This window comes from Yinghuangia aomiensis, from assembly GCF_039542225.1.
Lineage (GTDB): Bacteria > Actinomycetota > Actinomycetes > Streptomycetales > Streptomycetaceae > Yinghuangia > Yinghuangia aomiensis.
This window is the reverse complement of record NZ_BAABHS010000052.1, coordinates 1-13058: the sequence shown is the minus strand read 5'-3', so window position 1 is coordinate 13058 and position 13058 is coordinate 1. Positions and strand designations below refer to the sequence as shown.

Annotated in this window: 14 protein-coding genes; 8 read left to right on the top strand and 6 right to left on the bottom strand. The window is 67.6% G+C overall.

All coding sequences use genetic code 11. The features are described 5' to 3' along the window. Nucleotides 1-8: 8 nt before the first annotated feature. The 5 genes from ABEA93_RS38835 to ABEA93_RS38815 form a co-directional block, all read right to left on the bottom strand. Nucleotides 9-2234 carry a radical SAM protein gene (locus ABEA93_RS38835; protein ID WP_345680699.1) on the bottom strand — a complete coding sequence of 742 codons (2226 nt, stop codon included), beginning with the start codon at nucleotides 2232-2234 and terminating at the stop codon, nucleotides 9-11. Between the two features lie 362 nt (nucleotides 2235-2596). Next, nucleotides 2597-2773 (bottom strand): hypothetical protein, encoded by a 177-nt coding sequence (locus ABEA93_RS38830; protein ID WP_345680698.1) that lies wholly within the window; start codon nucleotides 2771-2773, stop codon nucleotides 2597-2599. 317 nt (nucleotides 2774-3090) lie between these two features. Then, the gene (locus tag ABEA93_RS38825) at nucleotides 3091-3453 is read right to left on the bottom strand and encodes a hypothetical protein (RefSeq protein WP_345680697.1); all 363 of its coding nucleotides are present in this window, start codon (nucleotides 3451-3453) and stop codon (nucleotides 3091-3093) included. Further along, a complete protein-coding gene (locus tag ABEA93_RS38820) occupies nucleotides 3450-3824 on the bottom strand; it encodes a hypothetical protein (RefSeq protein WP_345680696.1) in 375 nt (124 codons plus the stop codon). The genes ABEA93_RS38825 and ABEA93_RS38820 overlap by 4 nt, the downstream gene beginning before the upstream one ends. 102 nt (nucleotides 3825-3926) lie before the next feature. Beyond that, nucleotides 3927-4358, bottom strand: a complete 432-nt coding sequence (locus ABEA93_RS38815; RefSeq protein WP_345680695.1) for an ATP-binding protein — start codon at nucleotides 4356-4358, stop codon at nucleotides 3927-3929. Between the two features lie 277 nt (nucleotides 4359-4635). On the opposite strand from ABEA93_RS38815, the gene ABEA93_RS38810 reads away from it, so the two are divergent. The 3 genes from ABEA93_RS38810 to ABEA93_RS38800 all read left to right on the top strand — a co-directional run bounded on the left by ABEA93_RS38810 (nucleotide 4636) and on the right by ABEA93_RS38800 (nucleotide 8149). Next, the gene (locus ABEA93_RS38810) at nucleotides 4636-6153 is read left to right on the top strand and encodes a helix-turn-helix domain-containing protein (protein ID WP_345680694.1); all 1518 of its coding nucleotides are present in this window, start codon (nucleotides 4636-4638) and stop codon (nucleotides 6151-6153) included. A gap of 32 nt (nucleotides 6154-6185) precedes the next feature. Further along, on the top strand, nucleotides 6186-7085 hold the full coding sequence (locus ABEA93_RS38805; protein ID WP_345680693.1) for a phosphotransferase family protein: 900 nt from the start codon (nucleotides 6186-6188) through the stop codon (nucleotides 7083-7085). 251 nt (nucleotides 7086-7336) lie between these two features. Then, nucleotides 7337-8149: a TIGR02391 family protein gene (locus tag ABEA93_RS38800; protein ID WP_345680692.1), complete on the top strand. Its 813-nt coding sequence runs from the start codon at nucleotides 7337-7339 to the stop codon at nucleotides 8147-8149. Nucleotides 8150-8200: 51 nt separating this feature from the next. On the opposite strand, the gene ABEA93_RS38795 is transcribed toward ABEA93_RS38800, so the two are convergent. Next, nucleotides 8201-8458, bottom strand: coding sequence for a hypothetical protein (locus tag ABEA93_RS38795; RefSeq protein ID WP_345680691.1), 258 nt, complete (start codon nucleotides 8456-8458; stop codon nucleotides 8201-8203). A 141-nt stretch (nucleotides 8459-8599) separates the two neighbouring features. Here ABEA93_RS38795 and ABEA93_RS38790 point away from each other — a divergent pair, with 141 nt between their 5' ends. The 5 genes from ABEA93_RS38790 to ABEA93_RS38770 all read left to right on the top strand — a co-directional run bounded on the left by ABEA93_RS38790 (nucleotide 8600) and on the right by ABEA93_RS38770 (nucleotide 12838). Continuing rightward, entirely contained in the window at nucleotides 8600-8926 is a 327-nt protein-coding gene (locus ABEA93_RS38790; protein WP_345680690.1) for a hypothetical protein, read from the top strand. A 1039-nt stretch (nucleotides 8927-9965) separates the two neighbouring features. After that, the gene (locus ABEA93_RS38785) at nucleotides 9966-10397 is read left to right on the top strand and encodes a Secondary metabolite protein (RefSeq protein ID WP_345680689.1); all 432 of its coding nucleotides are present in this window, start codon (nucleotides 9966-9968) and stop codon (nucleotides 10395-10397) included. 106 nt (nucleotides 10398-10503) lie between these two features. Further along, nucleotides 10504-11025, top strand: a complete 522-nt coding sequence (locus tag ABEA93_RS38780; protein WP_345680688.1) for a hypothetical protein — start codon at nucleotides 10504-10506, stop codon at nucleotides 11023-11025. Beyond that, on the top strand, nucleotides 11022-12218 hold the full coding sequence (locus ABEA93_RS38775) for an MAB_1171c family putative transporter (RefSeq protein WP_345680687.1): 1197 nt from the start codon (nucleotides 11022-11024) through the stop codon (nucleotides 12216-12218). The genes ABEA93_RS38780 and ABEA93_RS38775 overlap by 4 nt, the downstream gene beginning before the upstream one ends. Continuing rightward, nucleotides 12215-12838 (top strand): phosphatase PAP2 family protein, encoded by a 624-nt coding sequence (locus ABEA93_RS38770; protein WP_345680686.1) that lies wholly within the window; start codon nucleotides 12215-12217, stop codon nucleotides 12836-12838. The genes ABEA93_RS38775 and ABEA93_RS38770 overlap by 4 nt, the downstream gene beginning before the upstream one ends. The last annotated feature ends 220 nt before the right edge of the window (nucleotides 12839-13058 follow it).

The following is a 13058-nucleotide window of genomic DNA, read 5'->3' as shown; positions in this document are numbered from 1 at the left end:
CGGCAAGTTCAGGTTCCGCACGGGTCCGCCACATTGATCAGCGTCCACTCGTATGTAGCCAGCCAGCGCGCGTACTCCCCGTCAAGAACCGCCGCCGTCTTGGCCGACAGCGCAGTGCGGACCCGAGGCACCGTGTACGCCATGGACCTTCGCAGCTCCGCCAGCTCGCCTTCGAGCAGCACATGCAGTCGACAGTCCAAGTCGGCGTGGTCTGCCCCGATGTCGGTGCTGCGAGCTTCGGCGATCGCGCCACGAAGCACGGCGTAGGCCGCGTCCTTGATCACCGCTCTGGCCGCCCGAACCGCCTGCCGCGGTGCCCCGTCCAGCACCTTCTCCAGCGACTTGAGCGTGTAGTCAAACGCGAAGTGGCGGTCCACCCACCGCTGTGACCAGGCGCTGCACATGCCGATCCGCCAGTCCGCGAACCGAGCATCGACCCGGCCCATCGACGGATCGGGTTCGCCCGCTAGGCCGGCCGCTTGGACCCGCCGGGTATAGGCGGCACCGACCAGGCACTCCATGGACACCAGGAGGTACGAGATCCCCGAGTAGAACGGACGACCGGTCGCGTGCGCGGCTACAAACTGCGGGTCACGGACAGCACGGACGACCTGCTCTGGAGACAGATCCGGACGCGGCCGCAGCAGCAAATCCCGCCGCCCCTGGAACGCGCAGGTGGCCACCAACTCGTCCATGGTCATCATCTGGTCGTACGTGATGTAGGTGAACCGCGTCGGCACACCGAGCAGGGAGAGCGTCCGAACCGCAAGTGCGTTCTGCTCACCCGTCGTGCGTTTGTTGAACCGCTGCAGGACGCTGTCGACACCCGACTCCACCCCGAACAAGCACCGCCGCAGACCGCGATCAACCAAGTCGCGCCACAACCGCACCCGCTCGGAGTGCCACAGGAAGCCGCGGTCGGGCCGGACGACCTGGTCGACCCGGCAGCTGCTTTCCCAGCGAAAGCCTGCTTGGTGCACCGTCGAGGCGATCTCGCGTGCCCGGTCGGCCGCCTGGTCACCGCGGCCGATGAACTCCTCGTCGACCAGATACAGCGTCCGCGACACGTCCGGATGGCGATCGAAGACCGAAGCAAGACGCTCCATCAGCCAACGCAGTGAATCGGCGTCGCCACCTGCCCACACGCCCTTGTGCGAGCGCGGGCAGAAGCTGCATGCATCCGTGCAGCCACGCGACGCCTCTGCTTGGGCCACCCCACCCGCTGCCAAGGTCGCGTCCAGCAGATCCAGCTCCGGGAGGAAGTCCGTCTGCTGTCGGTTTGGCACGGCGGGGGTTCGCTGCCGACCGATCGACAACGCCCCACCCCGAGTCACTCCGGAGTAGCCGATGCCGTGGACCTGGCCGCGGTCGATATCGCCGTGCCAGTGCAAAACCAGATCCTGCATCGTCGTCTCCCCGGCGCTGCGGGCGATCAGCAGCCGGGGATAGCGCTCCAAGAGCAGAGCCTCGTTGCGCGCGGTCAAACTGCCACCCGCGATGACCATCGGCGGCGTCGGCACAGCAAATGCGCGGTCGAGCACGCGCGTCAGCAGATCGTGCTGACCGAACGTCGCAGAAACACCCAGGATGTCGACGGGGCCGACGTCCAGCTCCTCGACGATGTCGTCCACGGTCGCGCCGAGTTGCATGTCCATCAAAGCGACCTGACCGGACAGTGTCCCGCGGGCCGCCCGGGCAAGGTCGGAGATCCCCAGCGGGAACCGCGGCAGCGGGAAGAACTCCGGGTGATACAGCGCGGCGAGCAGGACGCGTGGCCGGCTCAGCCGGTGCACCGCGACGTCGTCGACCCGGGCCAACGACAGCCAGCCATCCGGCTGCTCGAGCTCCACGTGGCCATCGGCCCAAGCGGGCCAGTCCCTTGACGAGTGCGGGCGCCCAGACAGGTCTGCCACAACCCACGACCACACAGCCTGACGGACCGCCCGGTCCTGGCGCGGAAGGCCATCGAGGTGACAACCACGCCTTCCGGCCCGCTCGACGAGCAGAAGCCGACGATCCGCCGTGCCCGCGACGAGGACGCGGGCCGCGTGCTTGCCCAGCACGGCGGCCACCCACCGGGTCAACAACGCCGGGTCGATCGCCACGGCGTCCGGGGCGTCCGTCACGACCTGGTGGACGTCACCGGCCCACGTGGCGGCACGGACGGCCTCAATGGGATCGTCCGCGGCAGCGCAGAGTACCGCTTGCAATAACCGGTCCCTCTGTTGGTTCATGCGAACCCCTCGTCTTCCAGGGAGATGCGGTCGGGTAGGACCCAGCGGCACTGCGGCCGCGGGCCCCGATCGGACTGCTCACAGAGTCGAACGGCCGCCGAACGAGCACCATTCGGCGGTCGTCGCCCGCCAGCCCAAGCAGGCTGCGACCACGCGGCCGGATTCGACCGCGGTATCCACCAGCGCCACCGAGTGCGCGCTCCGCCCTCGGAGAGGTACGCCGCCCCGCGCTCCAAACGGTGCCCAGCGGACCGCTGTACGCGCCGGCGAACGTCCGCGACAATCGCGATTTCGCGGCTCGCACCGGCACCCTGCGATAACCGCACGACCTCCGCGCTCACCAGCACTCTCGCCTTCACAAGTCACCTGGGGGACGTAGTCGGATAACGCAACCCGCCGGACTTCATGGCAGCGTCCGCTTCGGCGAGCGCACGCAGTACCGTGCCGGTCGTGTCGTGCGCGAGCAGGAACGTCCCGAGCTGCACCCACATGTGCGCAGCCATCGACGCGTCCAAGTCGAAGGAGTTCGTCAACGTCATCGGGCCCACCGGCAGCGGGACATGGCGACACACCAACTCGTTCGCGCACTCGGCACGCGTGCAGGGGCCCGGCGGACAAGGGGTGTGAGCGCATGTGTCGTCCCGGCATGCCAAGGCGGTCATGAACCGCGGTGGGCTCCGGCGGACGACCATCCGTGCCTGTCCCCCCTTGATGGCGGCGATGTCCACGTATGTGATTCCGTGGGACTTGGGCGTACTCATGGATCCCCCGTTGCAAAGGTGCGGGTGCGGAAGGCGGTTCCGGGCGGCGGCCCCCGTGGACGATGCCGCCCCATAGGCCGTCGGCAGGCCCAGCGTCAGGTCGCGTGTTCCGCCGGTCCGGTCGAGGCGTGGATGTCGACCGGAAGCTCGTCCGGGCACTTGTCCACGGACAACGCGGCGTGTACGTCCACCTCCGCGACCGACCAGCCATGGCGTACACGGAGCAGGCTGTAGATGCCAGCCGCCGTGGCGTTCAAGTAGGCGGCCGCCTGCCGCGCGGCGGCCGCGGCCTCGGCAAGTTCGGCTTCGCCCTGGTACCGCCGCGTGTCGGCCCTTTCCTGATTGCCGCGCCGAACTGCATAGAGCAGCAGGTCGGCGCCCGGGAAGTACGTCAGCGTCATCAAGGGCGGGGGTTCCGCCGGCACACTGCCGGCCTCCCACTGCAGGCCGGCGGTCACGTCGCGTCCCGTGGATCGAACTTCGTGAGCCCGCGGACAATTTCGTCCAGGTCGGATGCGATACGGAACGTGTGCTTGGAGTGCCTAATCCAGACCCGCAGCACATCCGGGAGCTGCGAGTCCCGCCAGGCCGAAAACTGGCGTTGCCAGCCGCCTACCGTCCGGACGCTCTCGTAGATCAGCGTCACGCCCAAGGCCGCATCGCGAACGGCCCCGAACGGCCCGTCCGGGATCTCGAGGGTCCACACGACGGTGGTCCTGTCGTTGAGCAACAGCTTTAGTCCGCAGCCGGGTTCGTTGTTGAGGGGCGGCACCACTGCCAGTGGCAGAATGATTGCGCCCTCTCCGGCGGCATCGGGGACGGGGTTCACACACGCTCCTCAATCGGCGCCACAGCAGGGCGGCCGGACGCAGGACGGATTCGGGCTAAGTCGATCGTCAGCTCGGCACCGAGACGATTAAGTAGTCCTGCACTAATTGCCGCCGTCGGGGCAGCGCCTCCGAACGGCGACGCAAGCCCACACCGACTTGCCGCGCATCGACGTGGCCGCGCCCCAACTCAGCGACAGTCGCTCGACGATGCGCAGGCCGCGACCGTGGCTGTCGCCGTCCTCCACCGAACGTCGGAGTCGTGGCAGGACGGGACTCGCATCATGCAGTTCGATACGCCAGTGACCGGGCTGCGCGAAACACCGCGCCCGAATCGACCGACTGACGTCGCCGGCATGGACCACCGCGTTGCCGGCCAGTTCACTGACAACCAGCACAAGATCGCCAAGTGCGTCCGGGTCGACGTGGTCCGCGGGGTGCACCGCGTCGCGAACAGCACGGCGCACGAGGGGAACGGATGATTCCGTCGGCGGCACCGTCATGTCGACGATGACGCGATTCAACTCCTCCGGCATGCGTCCGACCCCCTCGTGCTCGCGTGTCCGGCGCCATCCATAGGCAACTCATGGAAGACGACACCGGCTTCGGTGGTACTTACCGTCCCGCATCGGGGAGACGAACACCCCGTACACGCTTCCACGGATTGCCTGCCACACATGCACCCGGCTTGACCTGCGCGAACGCCCAAAACTTGGCACCAGAACTTGCCGCAGCCGTCATCGATTTGCATCGCCCGCGCGTTCCGTGACGGCTACCGTGGGTGCAAAATCCGTCGCGGATACGGGGGAAGACGTGCCGCAGACACGACGTCAAAGCATCAAGGACCAGCAGCGGCAACTCCGCGAAGAACTGGCCGCGCAAGACCTGGGCATCGACCGAATCGCGGCCGAGATGGGGCGCCAGTTCAGACTTCGCCCTCGCTCCGCCTACCGTGTCGCCCATGGCTGGACCCAGGAGGCCGCTGCGGATCGCTACAACCGCGCTGCCGCGGCATGTGGCGTAGACGCCGACGGCGCAGCAAGCATGGACGGCCCCCGAATCTCGAACATCGAGTCATGGCCTCAAGGAGGCCGTCGTCCCACCCTCCCGGTCCTCCGGGTCCTGGCAGCCGCCTATGGCACCACGGCCGATCAGCTGATCGACGTCGAGGACCGGCGACGCATGCCGGCGCAGGATCTCCTCCTTCTCGGAGACATGACCCGCATGGAAGCCAACGCGTCCGCAACCATCGAAGCGACAGCAGCGTCAGGGCGATCCGTGCCGCTCGTGCTCCAAGTGTCGACGCCGCCGACGTCTCTTGCGCCCCGGCACGAACCCGCTGCGGGGGCGGATCCCATGGCCGCCCTACGGTCCGCCCGTCGCCTCGTCGACCGCACGCTCGCCACCGGAACCGTCACCCACAAGCAACTCGACCACCTGGCCCTCCGTTTGGAGGACTATCGCGCGCACTACACGATGACCCCGCCGGCCGCGGTTCTCCCGGAGTTGCTCGCGGATGTATTGGAAGCACAGGCAATTGCAGCAGATCGCCAGCCCGGTCTCGTCCAGCTCCGGCTTTCCGAGAACATTGCGCTGCTGGCGTCCTTGGTCGCCGACGCCCTGATGAAGCTCGGCGCCATCCACGAGGCCACAGGCTGGCACCGGACTGCGCGGGCCGCGGCCGAGGACACCGGCGATCCGGAGCTCCAGGCTCGAACACTGGTGCACGCCGCCATGCTCCCCTACTACTTCGGGGTCCCCGAACACTCCCTACGGCTTGCCCGCGAAGCACGCCAACTGCTGTCGCAGCAACACTCCGCGGTCGCCGCGAGCGCAGCCGCGGCGGAAGCCCGAGCCGCGGCCCGATCGTGCGACTTTGCGGTGGCCGTGACCGCCATGGCGGAAGCGCAACGACTCTTCGACCTGACCCAGTCGAAAGTCAATGCCGACCAGGCCGACGCCTTCGGCTTTCCCGAGCGACGGCTCTTGCTCTACATGAGCGGGACCCTGACGTACCTCGGCGAATTGAAAGCTGCACGCGCAGCGCAAGTCCGCGCCAAGGCCATGTATCCGCCGTCCAGCGGCATCGACCCCGCGCTTCTGGACCTGGACGAAGCGGTCTGCTACCTCCACGAGCACGCTCTGAGCGATGCCTGCGAGCTGGCTATCAGCGCATTGCAGGGCGTTCCGACCGCACATCGGACCCTGATCCTGAACGCGCGAGCGCAACATGTGCTCGACGGTGTACCCGTAGCCTTACGTTCGGCTCCCGTGGTGAAGGAGCTGCACGAGGTGCTGGCGCTTCCGGCAGGCGGCAGCCCGGCACTGTGACCGGCCCCCGCACACATCGGAGCCCGATCGAGATGTCCATGCCGCAGGCATTGGCGGGCGGATTCGCCCAGGACCAGATCCACGAGCTGCTGACCGAGGCCTGCAACCGGGTCGGTCTCTCCAGCAGCGGCGCCACGCTATTGCGCGGTCACAGCAACGCGGTGTTCCTCTTGGCGCCCGAACCCGTGGTCGTCAAGATCCTCCGCCATGGCAGCGACATCGAAGCGGCGGTGGCCACGACCCGGCTCGCGCAATGGCTCCAGGATCAAGAGTTCCCAACGGTGTCGCTCTACCCCGGCGTCGACCAGCCGCAGCTGGTCGACGGCCACGCGGTCACGTATTGGACGTACATCCCGCAACCATCCTTCCCCGTAGCTGCAGCCGAGCTCGGCAGGCCCCTCCGGCTTCTGCACGAACTCCGGTTGCCGTCGATACCGCTTCCCCGGCTCGACGCGTTCGCTGCGATCCGGAGGTCGATCGACGCGACCACGGCCCTGACCGACCGCGAACTCGGGATCCTGAATGACCGGTTCGACGAACTCGACCGCTGCTACCCGGATATGCCAGAACTTCGAGACGTCGTTCTGCACGGCGACCCCCAGCACCGCAACGCCCTGATCTTGCCTACAGGCACCGTGCTATGCGATTGGGACAGCGCCGTCGTCGGCCCCCCGGAATGGGACCTGGTCACCATCGACGTCCACTGCCGCCGCTTCGGCTACCCACCCGACCACTACGACGACTTCGCGGCCGCGTACGGACGAGACGTGCGTGATTGGAAGGGCTACCGGTTGTTTCGAGGCCTACGCGAACTCCGGATGATCAGCACGAACGCCCGCAAGGCCCAACCCGGACCGACGCTTGACGAGGTGCGACGCCGCATTCGCGGCCTCCAAAACGGTGACGACCATCAGAGCTGGAACATCCTCTGAGCGTGGAGACTGACCTGACGCCAGGTTCGCCCGTGGAGTTTCGTCGTGACTAGCTCCTCGAAGTCGGCAGATCTACGCCGCCGAGCAAAAGCAGCCACGTCAGCCGACGACGAGACGCCCCTCCGCACCGACGCTCGAACCCCCGGAGCGGCGCACCAGCGCATCTGATCGCCAGGATTCCGGTCCAAGGGCGCGGGCCCGACCCCGGACCTGCCGCCACCGAGGACGACGCGTGGTCGAGGATGCCGCGGATGAAGGCCGCGTTGCCTCTCCCCCGACGATCCTCGGTGATTGCCCTGTCCACGTCAGTGGCACGACTCATCATCGGAGGCGTGAATATCAATATGGAGTGGGCCATCGCGGAGCTGGATGTGTTCCTCGATCTCACCATCATGCGTAGCGCGGCGGCACCGGGCGTGTTCACGACGGCCACGAGGACCAAGGGCAGCGAGGCGCAGGTTGTTGAATCGGCGCAGGTGGTGGAGAGGATTTTGGACGTCGTCATCCCGGATTGGCGCTCCCGCGTTCCGGATGGTCGAAACGGGAGAAACCGCTGGTTCCAGCACAACGAGGCTGCCCGCCGTGCGAAGGTCGCACTCCAGCGTGAAGCCGAGGTCCGCGCGAACCTTGGTGACAACGCTCCGCGCCTGAACGCCTCCCACCTGCACCCATGGGTTTGGGAGGCCGCGAAGGGACTCTGGGCCAATCGCCACTACCGAGAGGCGGTACGTACGGCGGCCGTGAGCGTCAATGCCGAGTTGCAGGACAAGGTAGGCCGCAAGGACATCGGCGAGAAGGACCTGATCAACCAGGTCATCCGGACCGACCCGCCGCAGCCGAACAAGCCCCGCCTACACGTCATCTCGGACGACGGAAGCCCCACGTTCACCAGCATGCAGGAGGGTGTCCGGGCGTTCGGGGAAGGCTGCTTCCGGGCGATCCGCAACCCGATCAGCCACAACAACCTGCCCGAGCTGACCGAGGACGAAGGCCTGGAGCAGCTCGCGGCGTTCAGCGTCCTCGCGCGGTGGATCGACGGCGCCACGGTCCACACAATCCCGTAGCACCGGCTGATCTGCGGGAAGGCCGCGCCTCGGCCCGGTCCGTATGGGCAGTCACTGTGCCGTCCGGCGTGCACACACCGGACAACCGACCGTTTGCCTTTCGCCGGCGCCCTCCAGACTCGGCGGGTAAACCGGAACACCCGGTCCGGCCGTTCGTGGCCCGAGGACCTCCATGGCCGCGGTCGGCTTGCCGCACAGCGTCAGCGGCCCGGGGGCCTGCGAGCCGAAACTGCTGGGGCGGCCGGCGTGCAGCTTGCCGTGCAGGTGCAATGCCCGACCGTAGTCGTCCAACAACACGATGATGTCCATACCCGCCACCCTCGACCGCTCCGGCGCCTGCTGCACGCCTCGACCCGCGGGCAACAGGTCGGGCTCGCCGCACGCTGGGTCGGCCCGGGATACGCCCGTTCGTGGTAGTACCCGGCTGGGCGCGTGCTCGTTGAGGGTGGTGTGGACCTGGTCGACGACGGCCCCGCGGGCGCGGGAATGGTGTTGGTGTTCGGTCCGGTCGCCGCGCTGGATCAGGTGGTTGCCTGCCTGATCGAGTGCGGCGTTCTGACCGACGCCGAGCCCGTCATGTCCGACACCGACAACCCGGACCGCGGATCGTGCGTCCTGCACGTCCCCGAACAGGGGCGCGTAAACAACACCGGCAGAGCAGGCCAACTCGGCCTGGTGCCAGCCGGGATCCTCAAGACGGTGTTCGGCCTGTGGCGTGGCTCCAGCGGCGCCTCAGGTCGGCCTTCTGGACGCCACCGCGCCTCGGCGGGTGGCTAAGCACGGTGTGCGGGGCTCTCACAATCCGCCCCGAGCGGGAGCCCCGCACACCTGCACCCTGACGTAGCCAGACAGTCGGATGAAGGCGCGTGATTCGTCGTGATGTTCCATCGGTGCTGGTGCACCTGGGACCGCCCTGGCGGGTGCCGAATCAACCGCTTCCCCAGGCGTCCGTGACGGGAAGTCGATCGTGCCGACACGCTCCGGACACGCCGACGTCGTCCTGAACGGGCTGATGCCGCCTGTCCTCGGCCACATCGAAGTCGAACTGCGCGCTGCTCTGGCTCTTGCCTCAGCGCGCCTGAGGTCGCCCGGGCGTGCGTGACTCGGCCCAGCCCGCGCCCGAGCCGAGGGTCAGGGCAAGCCACGTGTGCTGGCCGGCGGTCTGGTTCTCTGGCCGGCCAGCAGCACGAACTCGAACGCCAGTACGATTCAGTCATGGGGCGCAAGGACGACGTTGCGGGTGCATGGGGCACGTTCGGCGAACGTGCCGCCGCGACGCTCGGCGGACACGGCGCCAACCCTGCAGCACCACGGCATCGCCCTCCGCCCGACGACGCTCCCCCGCCTCCATCGACCGGCGGGCCGTGGGTATGGGTCGAGATGCCGGAGGGGACGGGCACCGTCGTCGCACGCGCGATCCGCTGGCGACGCGACCGGTCTGGCGCGTGGATCATGGTCGTTGCCCATCCGCTGTGGCGGGATTGGACCGACTGGGAAGGCGGCGGATCGGAACCCGGCCCCGCCCAGGACTACCAAATCGTGCCGGATGATCGGCTCTGGCCGATCCCGGGTCAGGACTACGCAGGGGTTCCGAAGCCCCCGCGCCACCGGATACAGCGCCCGACCGGATCGTTACGCACGCGGCGACGCCCCCAGGGCCAGAACGCCGCGGGGTCCGCGTCGGACCGAGGCGGCACCCGAAGGCGCCGAGCCAAAGGCCGGGCGGGCTTGGGAGCAGACGCACACCATAGTGTTGATCATCCCAGTTGGCGCACTGTAGTGTCCCCAGGAAGCTCAGACTCCCGGAGGTTCCACGTTGCCCCGCTCAGCAGAGCTGCCGTCCCTGGCGGCCAAGCTGGAGGCTCTGTTCCGTAGCCGTCCTGGTCGCCCCTACAGCAACCAAGAGGTCTCGGACGAGATCAACCGGCGCGCACGGGGCGACGGGACAACGGTGTCGGCGAGCTTGCTCCAACAGTTGCGCAGCGGCTCGAAGACCAACCCGACGGTGAACACAGTGGAGGCCATCGCCGACTTCTTCGGGGTGCCTGCTGCGCATTTCCTCAGCGGCTCGGCCGATGGGGTGCTTCCCGAGGAGCGCGCGTTGCTTGAGTCGATGAGAGACAACGATGTGCGCTCCGTCGCGCTACGGGCGAACGGCCTGTCCCCGGACAGTCTTCGGATGATCATCAGCGTGATCGAACAAGCGCGTCGGCTTGAGCACCTCGACGAGAACAACGACGGCACCTAGGGCACCACGCTCTGCGGGGTTCCGCGGAGGCGCAGCACTCCCAGCACGAAGGACGGCGTCGCGGTATCGCCGCGGCGCCATCCCAGCACGACCAAGGAACGATCGCGTGGACATCAAGACGTTGCGGGCGCAATGCGCCCGCCGCTTGGCCGGACTTGAGATACCGGACCCCTTCGACATCGATGTGCTGTGCGAGAACGTAGCGACTCACAGAGGGCGCCCGTTGCATGTGCTCCCGCTGCCCGACGGCGCGCCGTCCGGGATGCCGTGCGGCATGTGGATGGGCACCGGGAACGCCGACTTCGTCTGGTACGACGGTTCGACATCGCGTGCGCACGCGGGCCACATCATCGCCCATGAGCTGGCGCACATTCTGTGCGATCACTTCGGGCCGGTGGACGAAGTCCTGTCCGCTTCGCTGGCGCCGCAGATCGATCCGTCAACGGTCAAGCTGATGCTCGGGCGCACGCGGTACGACACCGAGCAGGAGCGCGAGGCCGAGCTGATGGCCAGCCTCCTGACCGCTCCCGCCGCTGCTATACCCAAGGTCGAGGGTACGGTCCTCTCCCGCCTCCATGACAACCTCTTCGCCCCGACGCGCGGTCGCCGGATCGGCGGTGGGCGGTGACCTCCTCGCTTGAGATCGCGATCGTGTTCGCCGCCTGGGCGATCGTCGTGTGGCGGCGTCCACCGCTGCGCCGTTCGCTGCGCGAATCTCCTCTGTGGATGACCTTCGCTGCGCTGGCGCTGGCGCTGACGGTCCGAATACCGCAGGTGAGTTCGTTCCTGGAGCAGGCCACCGGCGTTGCCCAGATCGGCACGCTGCTGAAGCACTGCATCGGCATCATCGCGATGCTGTCGCTGATCAACTGGGCGACGGCTCTGACCACCAAGTCGGCCGATTGGGTACCGCTCCCATTTACGGCTCCGCGCTACGTGGTCGCGGCGCTTTCGATTGTGACCATGGCGGGGTTGTTCCTGGCGATCCCTGGGCGACGTCCCGGGGACGATTACTTCATTACCGAGCACGCCGGCAACGCCGTGGCCACCTGCTACCAGCTCGTTTTCGTCGCGTACGTCGCACTGGCTATGGCGATCGCGACGGTGCTGTTCGCGCGCAGCGCACGCATCGCCCAGGGAGGGCTTCGCACCTCGCTCGTCCTGATGGCGATCGGCTCTGCCACCGGCATCGGCTACACGATCCTGCGGACCTTGTACCTCGTCGCAAGCCAGCTGAAGCAGCCGTTCCCTGGTGGGGATTCGGGCTTCGAGTCTGCGTCGAAGTGGCTCAAGATCATCACCATCGCCATGGTGTGCGCGGGAACTTCGTATCCCGCCTACGCCGCCGCTGTCCGGGCCCGGCGCCAGTGGACCGCGCTGCGGGCGTTGGAACCGCTGTGGGTCCTGGCCACGCGCCCCGTGCCGCACGTCGTCCTGGTTGACATGGAAGAGCAGCCAAGCCGCTTCGACCTGCGGGACACCGACTTCCGGCTGCACCGGCGCATCATCGAGATCCGTGACGCTGCGCTCGTCCTGCGCGACATCGCCCCGAACGGACTGTGGGAGGCGGCCCTCGCCGAGGCGGAAGCGTCCGGGCTGAGCGGAGACGAGGCCCACATCGCGGCCGAAGCGATGTGGTGGACCACCGCCGCACAACGGGCCGCCGACGACGAGCACGGCGGCGGTGACGAAACGTACCGCGCGCACCCCGCCGATCACACAGACGAGGAAGCCGCCTGGCTTACGCAGGTCAGCGGCTGGCTCGATCGGCCGATCGTGCGCGCCTTCGTCGCCGCGCCGGGTGCGGAGAGTCACGCATGAGCACCGTCACCCCGTCGCGCCCCGAAGCCATGAGCGCCACGCCCCGCGCATCTGCGCGCGTCGCGCGCCTGGTCACTGATTGCCTGGAGCCGAAGACCTGGATCTTCGCCGTGCTCTTCCTCGTCGGCATCAAATCCGACGGCCTAGTCGGTGTCGCTTGGGCCATCCATGCAGCGGTGTTCGCCGGTGTCGTCCCCATGGTGGTCATCAAATCGGGTGTCCGGAAGGGCAACTGGTCCGACCGACACCTTTCGGCGCGTGCACAACGCCTGCGGGTGATCCCCCTGATTCTCGCGTCGCTGTGCATCGGCATCACCGTCATGTCGGCCGGGAACGCGCCGCAGGAACTCCTGGCAGCCGTTGCCACCATGGTGGCAACGCTCGTGGTCATCATGGCGATCACCACAGCGTGGAAGATCTCCGTCCACACATCCGTGGCCGGCGGCGCCGCGACCATGACCGCGCTCGTCCTTGGGCCGTGGTGGTGGGCCTCATCGATGCTGGTCCTGCTCGTCGGCTGGTCCCGGATCGCACTGCACGACCACACTCGGGCCCAGGTCGCCGCAGGGGCACTGCTCGGGCCAACCATGGCACTGCTGGTATTCGCCGCGATGACCTGACGTCACTAGGGCACGTATCTGGTTGTGATCAGTTTGCGGGAGTGGCCATCGCGGCAGGGCCTGATCTGGTAGACCGTGTTGTGTGACACGAGTGCAACTGACGGACGATGAGTGGGAGTTCATCGGGCCGCATCTGCCGATCGGTGACTATGGCCCGTATCCCGAGCGGCTGCGGCAGCAGTTCGAGGGGGTGGTCTGGAAGTTCCGGACGGGCTCGCAG

Excerpts from the sequence above, each read along its gene's own strand:
- ABEA93_RS38830 (WP_345680698.1), bottom strand. The coding sequence starts at position 2,773 with ATGACGTTGACGAACTCCTTCGACTTGGACGCGTCGATGGCTGCGCAC.
- ABEA93_RS38805 (WP_345680693.1), top strand. The coding sequence starts at position 6,186 with ATGTCCATGCCGCAGGCATTGGCGGGCGGATTCGCCCAGGACCAGATC.
- ABEA93_RS38770 (WP_345680686.1), top strand. The coding sequence starts at position 12,215 with ATGAGCACCGTCACCCCGTCGCGCCCCGAAGCCATGAGCGCCACGCCC.
- ABEA93_RS38835 (WP_345680699.1), bottom strand. The coding sequence starts at position 2,234 with ATGAACCAACAGAGGGACCGGTTATTGCAAGCGGTACTCTGCGCTGCC.
- ABEA93_RS38800 (WP_345680692.1), top strand. The coding sequence starts at position 7,337 with ATGAAGGCCGCGTTGCCTCTCCCCCGACGATCCTCGGTGATTGCCCTG.
- ABEA93_RS38815 (WP_345680695.1), bottom strand. The coding sequence starts at position 4,358 with ATGCCGGAGGAGTTGAATCGCGTCATCGTCGACATGACGGTGCCGCCG.
- ABEA93_RS38795 (WP_345680691.1), bottom strand. The coding sequence starts at position 8,458 with ATGGACATCATCGTGTTGTTGGACGACTACGGTCGGGCATTGCACCTG.